The 20880-nt window shown below is 66.2% G+C and carries 17 protein-coding genes and 2 tRNA genes; 15 read left to right on the forward strand and 4 right to left on the reverse strand.

The window, feature by feature from the left end; all coding sequences use genetic code 11:
- Positions 1-108: 108 nt before the first annotated feature.
- The 3 genes from KZZ07_RS10830 (at position 109) to KZZ07_RS10840 (ending at position 5114) form a co-directional block, all read left to right on the forward strand.
- On the forward strand, positions 109-3432 hold the full coding sequence (locus tag KZZ07_RS10830; protein ID WP_219514107.1) for a hypothetical protein: 3324 nt from the start codon (positions 109-111) through the stop codon (positions 3430-3432).
- Between the two features lie 92 nt (positions 3433-3524).
- Positions 3525-4001, forward strand: coding sequence for an Lrp/AsnC family transcriptional regulator (locus KZZ07_RS10835; protein WP_219514108.1), 477 nt, complete (start codon positions 3525-3527; stop codon positions 3999-4001).
- A gap of 21 nt (positions 4002-4022) precedes the next feature.
- Positions 4023-5114, forward strand: coding sequence for an N-acetylglucosamine-6-phosphate deacetylase (locus tag KZZ07_RS10840; protein ID WP_219514109.1), 1092 nt, complete (start codon positions 4023-4025; stop codon positions 5112-5114).
- A 12-nt stretch (positions 5115-5126) separates the two neighbouring features.
- On the opposite strand, the gene KZZ07_RS10845 is transcribed toward KZZ07_RS10840, so the two are convergent.
- Together KZZ07_RS10845 and KZZ07_RS10850 are read right to left on the reverse strand one after the other, a co-directional pair.
- Positions 5127-7532, reverse strand: coding sequence for an ATP-dependent helicase (locus KZZ07_RS10845; protein ID WP_219514110.1), 2406 nt, complete (start codon positions 7530-7532; stop codon positions 5127-5129).
- Between the two features lie 104 nt (positions 7533-7636).
- Entirely contained in the window at positions 7637-8125 is a 489-nt protein-coding gene (locus KZZ07_RS10850) for a hypothetical protein (RefSeq protein WP_219514111.1), read from the reverse strand.
- 123 nt (positions 8126-8248) lie between these two features.
- Here KZZ07_RS10850 and KZZ07_RS10855 point away from each other — a divergent pair, with 123 nt between their 5' ends.
- From KZZ07_RS10855 to hisH, 11 genes are all read left to right on the forward strand, one after another.
- Positions 8249-9406 (forward strand): alpha-hydroxy acid oxidase, encoded by a 1158-nt coding sequence (locus KZZ07_RS10855; RefSeq protein WP_219514271.1) that lies wholly within the window; start codon positions 8249-8251, stop codon positions 9404-9406.
- Between the two features lie 95 nt (positions 9407-9501).
- Positions 9502-12945 carry a pyruvate carboxylase gene (gene pyc / locus KZZ07_RS10860; RefSeq protein ID WP_219514113.1) on the forward strand — a complete coding sequence of 1148 codons (3444 nt, stop codon included), beginning with the start codon at positions 9502-9504 and terminating at the stop codon, positions 12943-12945.
- Positions 12946-13146: 201 nt separating this feature from the next.
- Positions 13147-13731, forward strand: a complete 585-nt coding sequence (locus tag KZZ07_RS10865; RefSeq protein WP_219514115.1) for a DUF2314 domain-containing protein — start codon at positions 13147-13149, stop codon at positions 13729-13731.
- Positions 13732-13734: 3 nt separating this feature from the next.
- Positions 13735-14118 carry a VOC family protein gene (locus KZZ07_RS10870; protein WP_219514117.1) on the forward strand — a complete coding sequence of 128 codons (384 nt, stop codon included), beginning with the start codon at positions 13735-13737 and terminating at the stop codon, positions 14116-14118.
- 77 nt (positions 14119-14195) lie between these two features.
- Entirely contained in the window at positions 14196-14834 is a 639-nt protein-coding gene (locus KZZ07_RS10875) for an autoinducer binding domain-containing protein (RefSeq protein ID WP_219514120.1), read from the forward strand.
- Positions 14835-14932: 98 nt separating this feature from the next.
- Positions 14933-15007 (forward strand) — tRNA-Gly (locus tag KZZ07_RS10880).
- A 67-nt stretch (positions 15008-15074) separates the two neighbouring features.
- Positions 15075-15149, forward strand: a tRNA-Gly gene (locus tag KZZ07_RS10885).
- A 196-nt stretch (positions 15150-15345) separates the two neighbouring features.
- Positions 15346-16395, forward strand: coding sequence for a COG3904 family protein (locus tag KZZ07_RS10890; protein ID WP_219514122.1), 1050 nt, complete (start codon positions 15346-15348; stop codon positions 16393-16395).
- A 90-nt stretch (positions 16396-16485) separates the two neighbouring features.
- Entirely contained in the window at positions 16486-17523 is a 1038-nt protein-coding gene (locus KZZ07_RS10895) for a COG3904 family protein (RefSeq protein ID WP_219514123.1), read from the forward strand.
- 65 nt (positions 17524-17588) lie between these two features.
- Positions 17589-18176 (forward strand): imidazoleglycerol-phosphate dehydratase HisB, encoded by a 588-nt coding sequence (hisB, locus tag KZZ07_RS10900; protein WP_219514273.1) that lies wholly within the window; start codon positions 17589-17591, stop codon positions 18174-18176.
- A 39-nt stretch (positions 18177-18215) separates the two neighbouring features.
- Entirely contained in the window at positions 18216-18851 is a 636-nt protein-coding gene (hisH, locus tag KZZ07_RS10905; protein ID WP_219514124.1) for an imidazole glycerol phosphate synthase subunit HisH, read from the forward strand.
- Positions 18852-18891: 40 nt separating this feature from the next.
- On the opposite strand, the gene KZZ07_RS10910 is transcribed toward hisH, so the two are convergent.
- Both KZZ07_RS10910 and KZZ07_RS10915 read right to left on the reverse strand, forming a co-directional pair.
- Positions 18892-19284 (reverse strand): DUF2147 domain-containing protein, encoded by a 393-nt coding sequence (locus tag KZZ07_RS10910; RefSeq protein WP_219514125.1) that lies wholly within the window; start codon positions 19282-19284, stop codon positions 18892-18894.
- A 128-nt stretch (positions 19285-19412) separates the two neighbouring features.
- Positions 19413-19796, reverse strand: a complete 384-nt coding sequence (locus KZZ07_RS10915; RefSeq protein ID WP_219514126.1) for a DUF2147 domain-containing protein — start codon at positions 19794-19796, stop codon at positions 19413-19415.
- 135 nt (positions 19797-19931) lie between these two features.
- Here KZZ07_RS10915 and hisA point away from each other — a divergent pair, with 135 nt between their 5' ends.
- Positions 19932-20654: a 1-(5-phosphoribosyl)-5-[(5-phosphoribosylamino)methylideneamino]imidazole-4-carboxamide isomerase gene (gene hisA, locus KZZ07_RS10920; RefSeq protein ID WP_219514127.1), complete on the forward strand. Its 723-nt coding sequence runs from the start codon at positions 19932-19934 to the stop codon at positions 20652-20654.
- Positions 20655-20880: the final 226 nt, after the last annotated feature.

Genomic DNA, 20880 nt, shown 5'->3' on the forward strand with positions numbered 1-20880 from the left:
CAAGAGGGCAACAGCCGCTTTCTTTTCTTCGGCAAAGAGTTGCCCTATATATTTTAGGCACTGCCTTAGGACTCCCGCAGGCATGGATGGCCTGATAAGACACGCTTCATGATACCAAATTTCGCGCTCTCGCTCTCCTTCGAAGGCATCGCCCTGCTGCGGCGCATGGGCCCCCGATGGGCCCTGATCGACGATGTTCCGCTCGATCACGCCGATTTCGATTCCCAGGTGATCGCCTTGCGGGACCGGGCCGAAAGCCTGGACCCGACCGGCGCCCAGGTGGCGCTGATCATCCCGAACGAGCAGATCCGTTACCTGGACCAGCCCGACCTGGGCGGGGACGAGACGGCGCGCGACATCGCCATCCGCGCCTCTCTGGACGGCGCGACGCCCTACGCCGTGAACGAGTTGAAATTCGACTACGTGGTGACGGACGGGCGTTTGCAGATCGCCGCCGTTGCGATCGAAACGCTGGACGAGGCGCAGAGCTTTGCCGTCGAACACGGGTTCGACCCGGTCAGCTTCATGGCGCAGGCGCCAGACGGGGCGTTCGACTCGGCGGTCTTTTTCGGCAAGGCCAAGGGGTGGAACAAACCCGCCTCGCGCCCCGCGCGGGCCATTCGCATCGTCGAGGCCGACGAGGCCGCGTTGAAACCGCTGCCCAAGCCCGAGCTGATTGCGCCCGCCGCGCCGAAACCCCAGGCGCCAAAGCCGGATGCGCCCAAGCCCGAAGCAGCCCGCCCCCCGGCGCCCAAGCCGCAAGCGCAGCCCGCCCCCGCAGCGGACAAATCTCCTGCCGCCCCGGCCCCGGCGGCGCAGTCCAAGGCCCCGGTCGAGACGCCCGCTCCGGCCGCAAAGCCGGACGTGAGCGCGCAACCAGCGCCCCCCAAGGCAGCCGTTCCGGCCCCGGCGGCGCAGTCCAAGGCCCCGACCGACACGCCCGCTCCGGCCGCAAAGCCGGACGTAAGCGCGCAACCAGCGGCCCCCAAGGCAGCCGCCCCGGCCCCGGAAGCACCGGCCCCGAAGGCCCCTGCGCCCGCTGTGGCCCCCAGTGAACCGGCGCCCAAAGCCCCTGCGCCCAAGGCGAAAGGGCCAGAGCCCTCTGTCCCGGCAGCCCCGCAGGCCCCGTCGGCACCGCCGCAGCCTGGGCCTGTCGCCCCTGCCGCTGCACCGAAGGCGCCTGCGATCCCGCCACAGGCCCCCGCTGGCCAAGGGGCGCCGAAGGCACCGGCGGTTCCCCCCAGGTCCGCCCCGGCACCGAAAGCGCCTGCCGCCCCTCAACCCGCTGCCGAGCCTGCGGCCCCCAAGGCCCCCGCACCGCGCCCCGCCGCGCAGGTGCAACAGCCCGCGCCTTCCGCCGCCCCGGCCGAAACCGACGCAGAGCGGCCCTATACGTTTTCAACCATCCGGGCGACCCGCTCCGGGGCAGTTGGGTCCGGGCCATCAGGGGATGTCGCCGCTCCGCGACCGCCCGTCACGGGCGAGTTGAAAGCACGTTTCACCCCTGTCGCCCCCGCCGCGGACAGCAAGACAGAGATGCCGGAGTCGCCCTCCAAGGCTCCGGCGTCGGCGCCTGCCCCGCAGGCACGTACCGGCTTCTTTTCGGCCCCGACCGCCTCTGCCCTGTTGGCCCAGGCCTCAGCCGCAGCGGACGAAGCCGAGGCCGCAAAACCCTCTGGTGATCGTGCCGCTCCAGCACAGGCCAAGCGCCCGGTCTTGCCGCCCAAGACGAAAGGCAAGACCAAGCCTGCGGCGAAACCCGGCGTCAAACCGATCCCGAAGGTGGCCGCCGCCCGCGCCGCGGCGCTTGCCGCCGTGCCCGCCCGCGAGGCGAAGGAAGACGAGTTTCTTGCCGCGCCCGCCGCCGCGCGCAAGGCCGTTCCCGCCCCCGGCAAGGGGCCGCATGTCGGCTCGAAACCCGGCGGTCTGCCGCGTCCGAGCCCGCTGGCCAAACTGGCGGCCCTGCGCGGCCCTCAGGGTCAGGACCGGAGCGGCGGACAGGCCGCTGTCGGCGGTGGCGTTGCCGCGATCCCTGCCGGAATGGCCTTCAACCAGCCCAGCGAACGGGACCGCATGACCGTTTTCGGCGCGCGTGATCGGGACACAACCGGAGGCAAGCCTAAATACCTGGGATTGATGCTCACGGCGATCCTGCTGCTGTTCCTGGCCGGGGTCGCAGCCTGGGCCGCCGTCTTCCTTGAAGACGGGCTGGCGCGGCTGTTCCGTTCAGCCGATGAACCGGCAAGCGCCGTTGCCTCTCTGCCCGATGGCGATCCCGATGCCCCCCGCGCCACAGGCGACGATGGCGAGATCCTCGAATCCGCCACGCCACCGGCCAGCGCGGCGCCGGCGATCTCGGCGCGTCCCGTGGCCCGCCCCGAGGGCAAGGTCCAGATCGCCGCCTTTGACCCGCCCGCCACGGCGCCCGAGTCCCTGGTCGCACCGCTTGCCGTGCCGACAGATCCGCGCCAGCTGACCCCCGAAGAGGCCGCGGTCAGCTATGCCGCCTCCGGCATCTGGCAACGGGCGCCTGCCAAGCCGCACCGCCCGCCCGAGGACGGTGTCGATGACGTCTATGCCGCCTCGATCGACCCGAACATCCAGATCTTCGACGCCGTCGCCCTGCCCCAGGCCAAGGATCTGGAGCGAGGACCTGACTTCCAGGACCCGGGCCTGCCGCCGCCAGCCGGGCTGACCTTTGATTTCGACGAACGGGATCTTGTGCGCGCCACGCCCGAGGGTGCGCTGACACCGGACGGGTTGCGCATCTTTACCGGGCGGCCGCCGGTCATCCCGCCCCTGCGGGACGAAGCGGCCCTGGCCCCGGACCCCGAGCTTGACGCACCGGGCGCGATCCGCACCCGGCTGAACGCCATGCCCCGCGTCCGGCCGCAGACCCGGCCGGACGACTTGATGGAACTGCGCGAACGCAGCCAGCTGGGCGGCATCTCTCGGTCGGAACTGGCCGAAATACGCCCCGTGATGCGCCCGCCCACGGCGCAGGAACAGGCCGAGATCGACGCGCCCGAGGCGACGGACCAGGCGGTGCGCCGCTCGCTGGTGCCCGTTGGCCGACCGCGCAACATGGCCGCCATCGTCGACAACGCGGACCGCAGCCTTGTGCCCGCGGAGCCGGTGCAGACCGCCGCCGCGGTGGCACCGCGCACCGTCGCACCGCAGGTTCCCTCCAGCGCCAGCGTCGCCCGGGCCGCCACCGCGACCAATGCGATCAACCTGAAAAAGATCAACCTGATCGGCGTCTACGGCACCGCTGAAAATCGCCGTGCGCTAGTGCGGCTGGCCAATGGCAAGTACCAGAAGGTCAAGGTTGGCGACCGGCTGGACGGTGGCCGCGTAACCGCCATCGGCGAAGAGGCCCTGCGCTACACCAAGGGCAACCGCAACCTGACGCTGACCATGCCGCAGACCTGACCGGGTTTGCCCTTTACGGCGCGCCGCGCGGCGCGCATCATTCCCGCAAGACCAACGCCGCGCACATGACACACGCGCGAAAAGGGCAGGACATGCGGGAACGACGCACGCCATTGGATGAAACGGACGTCGCCCTGCTGGACGCCGTTCAGCGGGACGGCCAGGCCACGGCGCAGCAACTGGGCGAGCGGCTGCACCTTTCGGCCAGCCAGGCGGGACGACGGCGGCAGCGGCTGGAAGAGGCAAAGGTGATCCAGGGCTACAGTGCGCGACTGGATCCGGAAAAGCTCGGCCTCGACGTGCAGGCCTTTGTTCAGGTGCAACTGGCCCGCCACGGCGCCGAGGAAGGCACCGCTTTTTCCCGTCTCTTGCGGCTGCGGCCCGAAATCGTCTCGGCCTGGACCATGACCGGCGAGGCGGACTACCTGCTCAGGGTCTATTGCCCCGACCTACCCGCGCTCAACGCCCTGATCCATGAGGTGCTGCTGGCGCATCCGGTGGTGGCCCGGGTGCATTCGCAGATCGTCATGGATCAGCCGAAACCCGACGCGCCTTTGCCGATCGGCTGAGCCCCGTCAGGAGGATCAAGGATGGAAACAGTGCGGGGCAGCATCCTGACCGAAACCGGCTGGGTCACCGGAGACCTGGGTTTTGGCCGCTGCGTGGACCGGATCGAGGGCCGCCCGACGGAGACGCCAGAGCCGCCCTTTGTCCTGCCCGGTTTTGTCGACCTGCATGTGCATGGCGGCGGCGGCGAGGATATGATGGCCGGCGCCGAGGCGATCCGCACCGCCGCCCGCCTGCACGCCCGACATGGCACGACCTCGATGCTGGCCACCTCCGTCACCGCCCCCTTTGCCGAGGTCGAGAGGTTCCTTGGGGCCGTCGATGCCGCGATGGCGGCGCACTGGCCCGACGCCGCCCGCGTGCTGGGCGCACATCTCGAAGGCCCTTTCCTGAACCCCGACAAGCTGGGCGCCCAGCCGGATTTTGCCGTGGCGGCGGATCTGGACGCCCTACGCCGCTGGCTGACGCTGGCCCCGGTCCGGGTGATGACGCTGGCGCCAGAGATGGACCCGGACGACCGCGTGATCGCCGCCGCGCAGGCGGCAGGGATCAAGGTACAGTTGGGGCATTCGCTTTGTGACTACGCCCGCGCCGCCGCCTGCCTGCAGGCGGGCTGCGGCGTGACACATCTGTTCAACGCGATGAGCCCGGCGGCGCATCGTGGCAACGGGCTGGCCGGTGCGGCGCTGGCCCATGCCGGTTTTGCCGAGGTCATTCCGGACCTGCTGCATGTGGAAGCCGGCGCGATCCTTGCCGCGCGCCGGGCCATCCCCGGGCTGTACGGCGTGACCGATGCCACGGCGGGCGCCGGGATGCCGGACGGGGCGTTTCGGCTGGGCGCGCAACATGTGCACAAGGCCGGGGGCGCCATGCGGCTGACCGATGGAACGCTGGCGGGGTCTGCGCTGACGATGGACCAGGCCTTGCGCAACCTCGTCGGCATCGGTCTGCCGCTGGCAGAGGCCTCGGCGCGGCTCAGCACATTGCCCGCCGACTGGATCGGGCGCCCGGACATCGGCCGCATCCGCGAAGGCGCCTCTGCCGACCTGGTGGTTCTGGACGGGGCGCTTGATCTCACAGCTGTCTATATCGGCGGGCATCCCCTGCCCGCCTGAGCAAATGCGCGATTAGAACGGTACGTCATCGGCGGCATGGATAAACCGCGCCACCACCTTTTTCGTGCCTGCCTTCTCAAAGGCGATTTCCAGCTTGTCGCCCTCGATGCCCTGGATCGTGCCGTAGCCGAATTTCTGGTGAAAGACCCGCTCTCCCACCGTGTGGGCCGAGACGGCGTCGAGGTCGATCACCTGGCTCCGGCTCTCGCGTGGCTGGCTGATCGGACGATCACCCTGGCGGGATTGCAGGCGTTTCCAGCCCGGGGAGTTGTAGACATTGGCCTCTGCCGCGCGGCTTTCCAGCCCCGAGGACATGCCCCCCACGCCGCCCGCCGCGCCATATCCGCCGCCGTAGAGCCCCGGAGGTGTCAGCACCTCGACATGGTCCTCGGGCAATTCATCGACAAAGCGTGACGGCATCTGCGATTGCCACTGGCCGAACACGCGGCGGTTGCCGGCGAAACTGATGGTACAGACTTCCTCGGCGCGGGTGATGCCAACATAGGCCAGGCGCCGTTCCTCTTCGAGCCCCTTGACCCCGCTTTCGTCCATGCTGCGCTGTGAAGGGAAAAGACCATCCTCCCACCCCGGCAGAAAGACCACCGGGAATTCCAGCCCCTTGGCCGCGTGCAGCGTCATGATCGAAACCTTGGCCCCCTCGGCGTCGGATTCGTTGTCCATGACGAGGCTGACGTGTTCAAGGAACCCTTGCAGGTTCTCGAAGCTTTCCAGCGCCTTGACCAGTTCCTTGAGGTTCTCCAACCGGCCCGGCGCCTCGGGCGTCTTGTCGTTCTGCCACATCGTGGTGTAGCCGCTTTCATCCAGGATGATCTCGGCCAGTTCCATGTGACTGAGGTCCTTGTCCCCGGTCATGCGGCCCCAGCGGGCGAGGCCGACCACAAGCTCCCCCAGTGCCTTGGCGCCCTTGCCCTTGATCGCCCCCTGTTCCACCGCCAGCGCCGCGCCGTCCAGCAGGCTGACACCGTTTTCACGGGCGATGCGCTGGATGGTCTGCTGCGCCTTGTCGCCTAGGCCGCGCTTGGGTGTGTTGACGATGCGTTCAAAGGCAAGGTCATCAGTGGGTGAAACCACGAGGCGGAAATAGGCCATCGCATCGCGGATCTCCATCCGCTCGTAAAAGCGGGGGCCGCCGATGACACGATAGGGCAGACCGATGGTCAGGAAACGGTCCTCGAAGGCGCGCATCTGGTGGCTGGCGCGGACGAGGATGGCCATCTCGTCAAGGCTGTAAGGGCGCATTCCGCGGGTGCCGCCCTGCATGGATTCGATTTCCTCGCCGATCCAGCGGGCCTCTTCCTCGCCGTCCCAATGGCCGATCAGGCGGACCTTTTCGCCCTGCTGCGCCTCGGTCCAGAGTTCCTTGCCCAGGCGGCCCTGGTTGCCCCGGATCACACCGCCGGCAGCGGCAAGGATATGCGGGGTGGACCGATAGTTCTGCTCCAGCCGCACGACGTGCGCGCCTGGAAAATCCTTTTCGAACCGCAGGATGTTGCCCACTTCGGCGCCGCGCCAGCCATAAATCGACTGGTCGTCGTCGCCCACGCAGCAAATGTTCTTGTGCGCGGAGGCCAGCAGGCGCAGCCAGAGGTATTGGGCGACGTTGGTATCCTGGTATTCGTCCACAAGGATGTAGCGGAACCAGCGCTGGTATTTCTCCAGGATGTCCGGGTGGGTCTGGAAGATGGTGACCACATGCAAGAGCAGGTCGCCGAAATCGACGGCGTTCAGTTCCAGCAGGCGGCGCTGGTAGGCGGCATAAAGCTCTGGCCCACGGTGGTTGTAGGCGCCCGCGTCAGAGGCGGGGATCTTGTCGGGCGTCAGCGCACGGTTCTTCCAACCGTCGATGATGTTGGCCAGCTGGCGCGCCGGCCATCGCTTGTCGTCGATACCCGCCGCCTGGACCAGTTGCTTGAGCAGGCGCAGCTGGTCGTCGGTGTCGAGGATGGTGAAATTGGATTTCAGATGCGGGCCGGTAGGCTCGCCGGCGCCCTCGACCACCGAATCGGAATCATCGGCGATCAGCTCCGCATGGCGGCGCAGCAGCTTGACGCAGATCGAATGGAAGGTGCCCAGCCAGGGCATCCCCTCGACGGTCTGGCCCAGCATACCCGAGATGCGATTCTTCATCTCGCGCGCGGCCTTGTTGGTAAAGGTGACCGACAGGATCTCGTTCGGACGGGCGCGCCCTGTGCTCAACAGGTGCACCACCCGCGCGGTCAGCGCCTTGGTCTTGCCCGTCCCGGCCCCGGCCAGCATCAGCACAGGCCCGTCGAGCGTTTCCACCGCCTCGCGCTGCGCGGGGTTCAGCTCGTCCAGGTAGGGGGCCGGGCGCGCGGCCATTGCGCGCGCCGACAGCGAGGACGCCTCGAAAGCGTCGAATTCATCGAAACTGCTCATGACGCCAATCTAGCGTCATTGCGCGCGCAGGGAAAGCCGTGTTCGCCTTGTGTTCCTTGCCTCGGCGGGGTTTTTCATGCCCCGCCGCATTGATCCGCCGCCGCTCAGGCGTGCATCGCCACCTCTGTCGGCATGACGGGTTTGCGCCGGGTGGTGGAAAACACCGGCAGCGGCACCTCTCGGGCGGGCTGCGACGCGGCATCGGCACGGACCGGGGTCATCTTGCAGGCAGCGCGCCCCGCAAGCGAGGCCTGCGCCATGCGCGCCACCATGCGCGGCGACACCCGCCCGTCCAGCACGCAATGCAGCGAGGTCACGGCGTCGGAATAGAGATCCGTCGCCTCGCCCACCTCGCGGGCCAGCATCAGCGTGACCAGCCGGGGATTGCGCCGCTGCGCCAGGGCGGTCAGCGCCGCGATCCGGTCCGGGCCGCAATCGTCATCCAGCACCAGCACATCGACCACCGCCCGTTTCAGGCAGGTTTCGGCCACCGCGTGGCTGCCAGAGCCGGTAACGTGAATCCCCGCCTCCAGAAAGGCGATCTGGCTGCGTTCAAGCCGGGTGGCATCGTGGTCGACGATCATCGCGTGCATGTGCTGTCCTTTCCGTGTCGATGCCCACACACTCCGCCACGGCACTTAAAATAAGTTGAAGATTTGAGGCGAATGCAGGTCGACCCGCTTGCGGATCGCTGCTTTCCGACGCCAGATACCCGCATGGACCTGCACAGCCGCTTCATGACTGTCGCCGATTTGCGCCGGGCCGCGCGGGCCCGCGTGCCGCGATTCGCCTGGGCCTACCTGGACACGGCGACCGGGACAGAGGCCACGGCCCGCCGAAATCGGGCGGCGCTCGATCAGGTGCTGTTTACGCCCTCAATCCTTGACGGCGAGGTGGCGCCGGATCTTTCTGTCCCGCTGTTCGGGGAAACCCATCCCCTGCCCTTCGGCGTGGCGCCGGTGGGCCAGTCGGGGCTGCTCTGGCCCGGGGCGGAACGGATACTGGCACGGGCGGCAACACAGGCCGGCCTGCCCTACACGCTGTCGACCGTCGCCAATGCCACCCCCGAGGAGGTCGGCCCCGAGACCGGCGGCAAGGGCTGGTTCCAGTTGTACCCGCCGCGCGACCCCGACATGCGGCGCGACATGTTGGCACGTGCCAAGGCCAGCGGCTTTCACGTCCTGGTGGTGACGGTCGACGTTCCCGTCGCCTCGCGGCGGGAAAGACAGGTCAAGGGCGGGCTGGTGCAGCCGCCCCGGATCACGCCCCGGATCGCGCTGCAATGCGCGCGGCGCCCGGCCTGGTCCCTGGCACGGTTGCGCGCCGGGATGCCCCGGATGAAGACGCTGGACCGCTATTCGCAGGACATGGCCAGCCGCGATCCCACCGCGCATATCGGCTACCTGCTGCGCACGGCGCCCGATTGGGATTACCTGCGCTGGCTGCGCGAGGCCTGGGAGGGGCCGCTGGTGGTCAAGGGCGTCCTGAAAGCCGAGGATGCGGAACGGCTTGAGCGCGAAGGCGTGGATGCGGTCTGGGTCTCGAACCACGGCGGCCGGCAGTTCGACGGCGCCCGCGGCGCGGTGTCCTACCTGCCCGCAGTGCGCGCCGCCACGCGCCTGCCGGTGATCTTCGACAGCGGGATCGAGGGCGGGCTGGACATCCTGCGGGCCATCGCGCTGGGGGCGGATTTCGTCATGCTGGGCCGAGCGTGGCACTATGCCGTCTGCGCCCTGGGCGCGCCCGGCCCCGCCCACCTGGCAGAGATTCTGCGCCGGGACCTGGTGGCCAATATCGGCCAGCTTGGCGTGTCACGGCCCGCCGATCTGCGCGGGAAAACAGAGTTTGCAAACGCGACCGTCGCGCAGGAATAATTTGCAAACCCCTCTTGCGCTGCGTCGCGGCATACTCTCAAAGTAATAATATTGCGCAGAATGGCGCGACTGTGCCGGAGAAGGACCCTCGACACATGGCAGATTTTGAAAAGATCCTGGTAGCCAACCGGGGCGAGATCGCGATCCGCATCATGCGTGCGGCGAACGAGATGGGGAAGAAGACGGTGGCCGTCTTCGCGGAGGAAGACAAGCTGGGGCTGCACCGCTTCAAGGCGGATGAGGCCTATCGCATCGGCGAAGGGCTTGGCCCCGTTCAGGCCTATCTGTCGATCGAAGAGATCATCCGCGTTGCCAAGGCCTCGGGCGCAGATGCGATCCACCCGGGGTATGGCCTGCTGTCTGAAAACCCCGATTTCGTGGACGCCTGCACTGCCGCCGGCATCACCTTTATCGGGCCCAAGGCGGAAACCATGCGCGCCCTTGGCGACAAGGCCAGCGCCCGCAAGGTGGCGGTTCAGGCCGGTGTGCCGGTGATTCCGGCAACAGAGGTGCTGGGCGACGATTTCGACAAGATCGCGAAGGAGGCCGAGGAGATCGGCTATCCCTTGATGCTCAAGGCGTCCTGGGGGGGCGGCGGTCGCGGCATGCGCCCGATCGAAGGCCCCAAGGAGCTGAAGGACAAGGTGCTGGAAGGCCGGCGCGAGGCCGAGGCCGCCTTTGGAAACGGCGAGGGCTATCTTGAAAAGATGATCACCCGCGCCCGTCACGTCGAGGTGCAGATCCTCGGCGACAAGCAGGGCCACATCTATCACCTTTATGAGCGCGACTGTTCCGTGCAGCGCCGCAACCAGAAGGTCGTGGAACGCGCCCCGGCCCCCTACCTGTCCGAGGCGCAGCGCGAGGAAATCTGCGAGCTGGGCCGCAAGATCTGCGCCCATGTGAACTATGAATGCGCGGGCACCGTCGAATTCCTGATGGATATGGAGACGGGCAAGTTCTACTTCATCGAAGTGAACCCGCGCGTGCAGGTGGAACATACGGTCACAGAGGAAGTGACCGGCATCGACATCGTGCAGGCGCAGATCCTGATCGCCGAGGGCAAGTCCCTGGCCGAAGCCACCGGCAAGGCCAGCCAGTACGACATCCGCCTGACCGGCCACGCGCTGCAGACCCGGATCACGACCGAGGACCCGTCGAACAACTTCATCCCCGATTACGGTCGCATCACCGCCTTCCGCTCGGCCACCGGCATGGGCATCCGCCTGGACGGCGGCACCGCCTACGCCGGCGGTGTCATCACGCGGTTCTACGATTCGCTTCTGGTCAAGGTCACGGCCAAGGCACCGACACCGGAACAGGCGATCCGACGGATGGACCGCGCCCTGCGCGAGTTCCGCATCCGCGGCGTGACCACGAACATCGAGTTCGTGATCAACCTGCTGAAACACCCGGTCTTCCTGAACAACCAGTACACGACCAAGTTCATCGACACGACGCCGGAGCTGTTCGACTTCAAGAAGCGGCGTGACCGGGGCACCAAGGTGCTGACCTACATCGCCGACATCACGGTAAACGGCCACCCCGAGGTGCAGGGCCGCACCATGCCGCACCCGGACCTGAAACCGGCTCGCCCGCCGAAGGTGCCGCTGGAGACGCCGCCCGCTGGCACCAAGACCCTGCTGGAGGAAAAAGGCCCGCAGGCGGTGGCCGACTGGCTGGCGGCGCAGAAACAGGTGCTGATCACCGACACCACCATGCGGGACGGGCACCAGTCGCTGCTGGCGACGCGGATGCGCAGTCTGGACATGATCCAGGTGGCCCCCGCCTATGCGCATAAGCTGCCGCAGCTCTTCTCGGTGGAATGTTGGGGCGGCGCCACCTTCGACGTGGCCTATCGCTTTTTGCAGGAATGCCCCTGGCAGCGCCTGCGCGACCTGCGCGAGCGGATGCCCAACCTGATGACGCAGATGCTGCTGCGCGGCGCCAATGGCGTGGGCTATACCAACTACCCCGACAACGTGGTGCAGTTCTTTGTCAAACAGGCGGCAGAGACCGGCGTCGACGTCTTCCGCGTCTTCGACAGTCTCAACTGGGTCGAAAACATGCGCGTCGCGATGGACGCGGTGCTGGAAACCGGCAAGATCTGCGAAGGCACCGTCTGTTACACGGGCGATATCCTCGATCCCGACCGGGCCAAATACGACCTGAAATACTATGTCGCGATGGGCAAGGACCTGCGCGACGCGGGCGCGCATATCCTCGGTCTCAAGGACATGGCGGGCCTCTTGAAACCCAATGCGGCGGCGGCGCTGGTCAAGGCGCTGAAGGAAGAGGTCGGCCTGCCGATCCACTTCCACACGCATGACACCTCGGGCGCGGCGATTGCCACCATCATGGAGGCCGCGCGCGCGGGCGTGGACGCGGTGGATGCCGCGATGGATGCGCTCTCGGGCAATACCTCGCAGCCGACGCTGGGCTCGATCGTCGAGGGCCTGCGGTTCACCGAGCGCGACACCGGTCTGGACATGGAGGCGATCCGCGAGATTTCCAACTACTGGGAAGCAGTGCGCGGCCAGTACGCGGCCTTCGAGTCGGGCATGCAGTCGCCCGCATCGGAGGTCTATCTGCACGAGATGCCGGGCGGCCAGTTCACCAACCTCAAGGCGCAGGCCCGCAGCCTGGGCCTGGAGGACCGCTGGCACGAGGTGGCGCACACCTACGCCGACGTGAACCGGATGTTCGGCGATATCGTCAAGGTTACGCCCTCGTCCAAGGTGGTGGGCGACATGGCACTGATGATGGTCAGCCAGGGCCTGACGCGGGCAGATGTCGAGGACCCCAAGAAGGACCTCAGCTTCCCCGACTCGGTCATCGACATGATGAAGGGCAACCTGGGCCAACCCCCGGGCGGCTGGCCGAAGAAGATCCAGAAGAAGATCCTCAAGGACGACAAGCCCTTTACCGAGCGTCCGGGCCTGAAGGCGGCGCCGATCAACATCGACGACGCCCGCAAGGAGCTGGAAGGCAAGCTGGAAGGTGTTGTCTTCGACGACGAGGACCTGAACGGCTACCTGATGTACCCCAAGGTCTTTACCGATTACGCCGCGCGGCACGAGACCTATGGCCCGGTGCGCACCCTGCCCACGCGGACCTTCTTTTACGGCATGGAGCCGGGAGAGGAGATCACCGCCGAGATCGACCCGGGGAAAACGCTGGAGATCCGCCTGCAGGCGGTGGGCGAAACCCATGACGATGGCGAAGTGCGGGTCTTCTTCGAGCTGAACGGCCAGCCGCGCACCATCCGCGTGCCGGACCGCAAGGCGCAAGGCACCAGCGCGGCGCGCCCCAAGGCCGAGCTGGGCAACCCCGACCACATCGGCGCGCCGATGCCGGGCGTGGTGGCGACCGTTTCGGTCACCGTCGGGCAGAGGATCAAGGAAGGCGACCTGCTGCTGACCATCGAGGCAATGAAGATGGAAACCGGCCTGCACGCCGAGCGCGACGGCACCGTGAAGGCGGTCCATGTCACGCCGGGCGGCCAGATCGACGCCAAGGACCTGCTGATCGAACTGGAGTGAGGCCCGCCTCTTCCATGATCTGAGAACAGCCCCGCAAGGGGCTGTTTTTCTTTTCCCAATCGGGATATCCACAGCCTGACGTCAGATCCGCCCCGGCCTGTGGACAAGCGGACGTCGCACGACACCCCGGGACGTTGCCGCGCGCGGGTCCGGCGGCTATGATCCTCTTGCTGCCATTCCAGAATCGGGAAGGATTCCCGCATGCTCTTCCGCCGGACAACCGCCATGCTCTGCGCCCTGATGGCGCTTGCGCTCGCGGCCCGCGGTGCGACCGACGGCGAGATCCCCTTCGACACCCCCGGCCCGGTCTACGAGATCCCCGAAGATGCGCTGCCGCCGGGTGAGCTGGACGTGCTGAAGGTCCGCAGCAGCGACCCGGCGATGAATCGCGCCTTTGGGCTGGCCCGGGCCTCGCTGCCTGCGGCTCTCTCTGCCACGGAAAAGAAATACGGATACTTCTCGCCCTCGCTCGCGCTTTACGTCGCGGTGCGCGTCGATGATCCGGACAAGCGGATCGAATTCGTCTGGGTCGACAACATCCGGCGCAAGGGCAAGGGGTTCTCCGGCAGGCTCGCCAGCGACCCGCGCTTTATGCCCGGCAAGCGCCTGCGCGCCCCGATCGACTTTCTGAACCCGCAGATCGCGGATTGGGCGGTACAGGCGCAAGACGGTCGGTACTATGGCTATTTCACAACCCGCGCCCGGCTGGGCAGAATCGAAGAGCCGCTGGCCAGCGAATTGCGCGCCCTGTTGGTGGACACTCCCGTTCCCCAACTCTGGCAGTGATCCATGCACCTCGCCCTCGTCGCAATCCTTGTCCCCTCTTACGACGCGGGCCTGGTCTTTTTCGTCGATGGCCTGGGCTTTGAGCTGATCGAAAACAGCGACCACGGCGACGGAAAACGCTGGGTGCGGGTGGCCCCGAAAGGCGCGCAAACCCAATTCCTGCTGGCCCGGGCCGTCGGCCCGCAGCGAGACCACATCGGCCAACAAGGGGGCGGACGGGTCTGGCTATTCCTGCACACGCAGGATTTCGCGGGCGACCATGACCGGCTGATCGCCGCCGGCGCGCAATTCGAAGAGGCCCCGAGGCATGAAACCTATGGCACCGTGTCGGTCTTTCGCGATCCGTTCGGCAACCGCTGGGACCTGATCGAACCCGCCGGGGACTGAGCCGCAGCACCTGTCAATTCTGCCAGTCTCCGGAAATCCCTACTGTCATTTCCGCCACCACAATCGAAACTGTCTGCATGACACATTTCGACGGCACCGCCCTGCAGGGCACTGAAAAATTCATTCCCCCACGGCTTCTGGATTTCCTCGTACAGCTGGAAGCCACTATAACCACCGAACATGTCTGCGACCTGATCGTCGGTCTTGCCCGCGACCTGGGCCTGACGGTTGTCGACTACGTCTACGCCACCGATTTCCGTAACTGGGAACAGGCGCAGTTCATACGCACCACGATCGACTCGCGCTGGTTCGACGACCTGCGCCGATTTCCGCATATCCGCTACACCTCTGCCTTTCGGATGCATGGCTGCCGCTACCTGACGCCCATCATGGTCGGCGAAGAATACCTGGACGAGATGGGCGAGATTTCAGGGGACCGCCGCCGTCATGTCCGGATCGGCGCAGAGATGGGGATGCGGGCCGGGATCTCTATTCCCCTGCGCATTGGCGACCCGGGACAGGCCGCGCTGATCACCCTGGGCGGCGATTTGGGCCGCGCTGACCTGGCGGCACTTGCGGCGCGGGCCGGACTGGTGTCGGCCCCCCTGCTTCGGGCGCATGGGGATGACCTGACGGTGTTCCTGTGCACCGGCGATGGAAAGACCGGGACAGAGGTCCGCCGCCCCGGGACAAGCCCGCCGGCGGCCGCCGAATAGTCCGGCGGCAGGTGCCTGGATCAAAAGCGGCGCGCGCGTGCATTTTCCTCTTGCACCCTCACGCCGTAGAGGCTAATTCCGCGCTCACCATTTGGCACGCGGGCGTAGCTCAGGGGTAGAGCATAACCTTGCCAAGGTTAGGGTCGGGCGTTCGAATCGCCTCGCCCGCTCCAAATGGCCGGACTTCCTTGGGCGGCACCCACCGCAGGACACAAGGATCCGGAACGACAAGATGGTTTCGCGGGCGTAGCTCAGGGGTAGAGCATAACCTTGCCAAGGTTAGGGTCGGGCGTTCGAATCGCCTCGCCCGCTCCATCTGTCATTCTCTTCGGTTCACAAAATATCTGGCGCGGTATGGTTTCGACATACAACGCGCCATCACCGTCTTTCATGAAGTCCTCACAGGCCCGCGGCAACCGATGCCTCCCCACTTATCCGCCAGTCTCCTCAGTGGTTTACATGGCGCGCGACGCTGGTTAGCGTCAAAGGATTCGTTCCGCGGGGTATCGTGATGAAGTCTCTTTTTCTGGCTACCGTTCTGGGAACCTGCGCGCTCTCTGCCGCTGCAGAGCCCATGCGGTTTGAGAAACGCTGGTCGGGCGGAAATTGCATCGGCTGCGAATGGACCTCGGCAGAGGGTGAAATCACCGACGAGACGCCCGAGGCGTTCCGGACCTATCTGCAGGAAAACGGCGTTGGCTACAGTCTCCGCCTGAATTCCCCCGGCGGCAACCTGGGCGCCGCCATCGCCCTGGGGCGCCTGTTCCGCAAAGAGGGCATCCGCACAACCGTCGGCCGCAGCGCGCCCATGCCGGATTTGCCGCAATACGATCAGGGAATCGAAGGTGGCGTTTGTGAGTCAGCCTGCGTTTTTGCCCTGCTTGGTGGCACCAGCCGCCAGGTAGAGGGTGACGAATTGGGCGTGCACCAGTTCTATAGCCCCGATGGCGGCAATATCCCGACCGCCGCCACGCAGCAGATCATGGGCCAGCTTGTCCTTTACCTGATCGAAATGGGCATCAGCGCCGAACTCTTGACGCTGGCCAGCAAGATCCCGGGCGACCAGATGCACTATCTGACCGAGGCGGAGTTGGCGCGCCTTGGCATCAGCACGGAAAGCAGCCGCACGCCTCTCCGCCTCGAAACAGGGGATGGGGGCCTTGTGGCCCGCTGGGACTCCCTTGGCTCGGACGGCGATCTCGACAGGGCCTACAGCCTGCGGTGTTCGCGCGGGCATTCGGGCTGGTTGCTCTCGATCCTCGATACGGGGATCGGCGCAAACAACGGCGTTCCCGACCGGCAAAGAGGGGCACCGGACATGCAGGTCGCCCTGGGGGACACGGCCTACCCGATGTCTTTTGACAATGTCATCGAGCTGGGCCCCCGGGCAGACGACTATTTTCTCACGGTCCGCCTGCCACTCGATCTGCACCGCCATGTCGGCAAGGACTTTCGGTTCCAGACCAACCGGATGACAAATTTCATATACGTTCTCTCGGCCCAGGGAACCGTCCCGGACAAGACAACGCTGGATGTTCTCACCCGGGCCTGCGGGGACTGACGGACGCGCCTCGACAGTCCGTGCCATCAGAAGTTTACAGCGCACCCGACGCTGATTAACGTCAGCGCGATTTCGACACCCGGAGTTTCCATGCTGCGTTCCCTTCTTGCCGCCGCCCTGTGCATTGCCACCTCCGCCGCCGCTGCGGATCCGATGACCTTCAAGCGCGCCTCCAGCGGCGGCAACTGCGTCGGGTGCACATGGGTTTCCGCCAAAGGCGAGATCACCGCTGCGACCCCGGACGCCTTTCGCGCCTTACTCGAAGAGACGGGCGTAGACGGCCACGTCGAGCTTGATTCGCCCGGAGGAAACCTTGGCGCGGCCATCGCCCTGGGGCGGCTGTTTCGGGAGCACGGGCTGACCGTCAGCGTTGGGCGCACGGAATTTCTCGACGGGTATGCCGAAACCTTGCAAGGCGAAGGCACTTGCGAATCTGCCTGCGCCTTTGCCCTGATCGGCGGGCAGGAACGCTGGATCGAACCGGGCCAGCTGGGCGTGCACCAGTTCTACGCGCCGCAGGGACAGGAATTGCCCACCTCGGCAACGCAGCAGATCATGGGACAGCTGGTCCTTTACCTGATCGAGATGGGCATCAGCGCCGAATTTCTGACATTGGCCAGCCAGGTTGCCCCCGGGGCCATGCACTTTCTCGACGCCTGGGAACTGGATCGCCTGCGCATCGCTTCGGCCCCGCAGGACACCCGCCGCGTCGAGGTGGCCGAGGGCGGGCTGGTGATGCGCTGGGACATCCTCTTCGACAGTGGCGCGCCGGAAAAGGAATTCACGCTGCGCTGTTCGCGCAAACAAGAGGGCTGGCTGCTGACCATCCGTGACCACTCGGCACGTGACTACATCTATTCTTTCGACCCGGCCAAGGCCAATGACATGGCCCTGACCATCGGTGAAGAGCGGATTCCCATGTGGCAGGCCCACAGGATCGACAGCGGCGTCGACACCGATGTGCATTGGATGACCCTGGGATTGCCGGTCAATCCCAAGGACCACACCGGCAAGCGTTTCTTCTTTGAGAGCAACGACCTGCCCCGCGAACGCAGCGTGTTGTCCGGAGGAGGTCAGTTCCCCGACGCCGCCACGCTGGACGCGATGCTGCGGGCCTGCGCCGACTGAGCCCCCTCCCCCTTTGACGCCGCCGCAGCCATGCCTATAAGGGGCCGACTTCAGGGGACAAGATGATGCGCACCGCCAAGATCACCCGCAAGACCGCCGAGACAGAGATCAGCGTCGAGATCAATCTCGACGGCACCGGCACTTACGACAATGAAACCGGTGTCGGTTTCTTCGACCACATGCTGGACCAGCTTTCGCGCCACGCGCTGATCGACATGACCGTGCGGGCCAAGGGCGACCTGCATGTGGACGATCACCACACGGTCGAGGATGTGGGCATCGCCCTGGGCCAGGCGCTGACCCAGGCGATGGGCGACAAAAAGGGCATCGTGCGCTACGGCTCCTGCCTGCTGCCGATGGATGATGCGCTGGTCCGCGCCGCGCTGGACCTGTCTGCGCGCCCCTTCCTGGTCTGGAACCTCGACCTGCCCAGCCAGAAGATCGGCGCCTTCGACACGGAACTGGTGCGTGAGTTCTTCCAGGCGCTCAGCACGCACGGCGGCATCACCCTGCACGTCGACCAGTTGCACGGGGTCAACAGCCACCACATCACCGAGGCCGCCTTCAAGGCGGTGGCGCGCGCCCTGCGCGACGCGCTGGAAACCGATCCGCGCAAGGCGGATGCGGTGCCCTCGACCAAGGGCGCGCTCTAGACCGCCCAAAAACGCGATCCGCTGACCAAGGAGGCCGCGATGCTGACGGCAATCATCGACTACGAAAGCGGCAACCTGCATTCCGCCGAAAAGGCGTTTCAGAAGATGGCGCTGGAAACCGGCGCGGGCGAGGTTCGCGTTACCGACGACCCCGACGTGGTGGCCCGGGCCGACCGTATCGTGCTACCCGGCGACGGCGCCTTTCCGGCCTGCGCCTCGGCCCTGCGGAACTCTGGCTGTTTCGAGGCGATGATCGAAGCGGTGGAAACCCGCGGGCGGCCTTTCCTGGGGATTTGCGTGGGGATGCAGCTTATGGCGCGCGTCGGCCATGAATACGCCGAGACGCCGGGCCTGGGCTGGATCGACGGCGAGGTTGAGGTGATTGCGCCCGCGGACAAGACGCTCAAGGTCCCGCACATGGGCTGGAACGACCTGGTGATCGACAACCCTCACCCTGTTCTTGACGGGATCAAGACCGGTGAACACGCCTATTTCGTGCATTCCTACCAGATGCGGCTGAACGACCCGGCACAGCGGGTCGCCCATGTGGACTATGGCGGCGATGTCACTGCCATCGTGGCGCGCGGCACCATGATCGGGTTGCAGTTCCACCCGGAGAAAAGCGCCGGGGCCGGGTTGCGCATGATCGCCAATTTCCTGACCTGGCAGCCCTGAACGCAACGCGAGGCGGGGGGCCAGAGGCCCCCGACCTGTCTCAGTTCGCGCGGACCCAGGTCTGGCCGTCGCAGACCAGCCCCTTGCAGCCGGTCACGTGCAGCTTGTTGCCGGAGAGTTCCGCCTTGGCCTTGGCCTGGACGTTCAGCAGCGGCACACGCACGGTCCCGCCGCCATAGTTGCCCGACCCGGCGGGCTTGAGATCCCAGAACAGCCGCTTGCCGACATTCGCTGTCTGTACCTCCCGCCCCTGGGGGTCAAAGGCCTTGAGCACCGTGCCGCAGAGCGCGGCGCCGCAGGTGTCGATGCGGATCAGGCTGGTCAGGTTCTTGCGGTCGGGTTCCGTGCGCCAGAGTCCGACGGCCGGATCGGCAAGAGCGGGGGCCGCCAGGCTACCGAGCACAAGCGGCAGAAGCAGGCGAAAGCGGGGCATGAGATGCGTCCTTTGATACAGAAGTTTCGGGAGTGGACCCTACCACGCATATGGATGGCGCACGGCGCTTTTCCAGTGCCCGCAAGCCTGTCCGCAAAATATTGCTGATCAGGTCTTTGCCGGCCCCGTCACTGCACCCGCCTCCAGGTCTGCGCCGAGCAGATCAAGCCACCCGCCACGCAGCCGCGCAGTTTCAGGCTGTTGCCGTTTAAGGTCATCTTGCCAAGGTAGATCTTGTCGTTCGACGGGCGCCAGACCTTGCCCTGGTACTTGCCCCCGCCCTGCGGGACCATGTCGATCACCAGGGTCTTGCCCTTTGTCGAAGAGGCGTATTCACCGCCCGCGTTGAATGTGCGCGCGATCTTGCCGCAGATCTTGCCACCGCAGGGCGCCATCGCGATATGCGCATAGGACCCGTCGTCCGGCTGGGTCTGCCAAATGCCTTCGACCGGGTCCGCTGCCGCCGCACTCGCCGCCAATCCGCAGAGTGCCGCAATCTTGAGTAGTTTCATGTCCGTCTCCTCCCGTTCAGGTCAATCTGACTGTGTCGGCGGCGCCCGACCCCGTTCAAGCATGACGCAAGGTCGCGTTGCATCTATCGTGGCGTCATACTAAGGCGCGGCAAAACTCTGAAAGGGCAGCCCGAAATGATCCTTTATCCCGCGATCGACCTGAAGGACGGCAAGGCCGTGCGCCTGCTGCGCGGCGACATGGACAAGGCGACCGTCTTCAACGACGATCCCGCCGCCCAGGCACTGGAATTCGTGGCGCAGGGCTGTGAGTGGCTGCACCTTGTCGACCTGAACGGCGCCTTCGCCGGAGAGCCGGTGAACGCCGCTGCCGTCGAGGCGATCCTGAAGCAGACCAAGACGCCGACCCAGCTGGGCGGCGGCATCCGCGACATGGCCACCATCGAGATGTGGCTGGGCAAGGGCCTGTCGCGGGTCATCCTGGGCACCGTGGCCGTCGAACGCCCCGAACTGGTGCGCGAGGCCGCGCGCGCCTTTCCCGGACAGGTGGCCGTGGGCATCGACGCCAAGGACGGCCGCGTGGCGACCAAGGGCTGGGCCGAGGTCACGCAGGTGGATGCCGTGGACCTGGCGCGCAGCTACGAGGACGCGGGCGTGGCGGCGATCATCTACACCGATATCAACCGCGACGGCGCCATGCAGGGCCCGAACGTCGAGGCCACGGCAGCACTGGCCAACGCGGTGACGATCCCGGTGATCGCCTCAGGCGGCGTGTCGTCGATCAAGGACCTCAAGGCCCTGCGCGACTGCGGCGCCCCCCTGAACGGGGCGATCTCGGGTCGCGCGCTCTATGACGGCGCCATAGACCTCAAGGCAGCCCTTGAGGCGCTCAAGGGCTGAATCGCATCACAGGACCAGGTCGGGACTTCCTGACTGCGCCGCCTTCGGGCGGCTTGATACACCTCTTTCACAGACAAGTTCCCAAAAGGACCGTTTCATGTTCATGGCCGCGATCTGGATCGTAAACGTGATCTTTTCCGTGCTGGAAAACCCGGAAAAAGGCGGCCCTTTGCGTCCGAATGACCTTTTGTGGAACGCACGCCTGCCCTTGGGCTACTATCTTGTC

It is taken from the genome of Mameliella sp. CS4 (assembly GCF_019392335.1).
In the GTDB taxonomy this organism is placed as follows: domain Bacteria; phylum Pseudomonadota; class Alphaproteobacteria; order Rhodobacterales; family Rhodobacteraceae; genus Antarctobacter.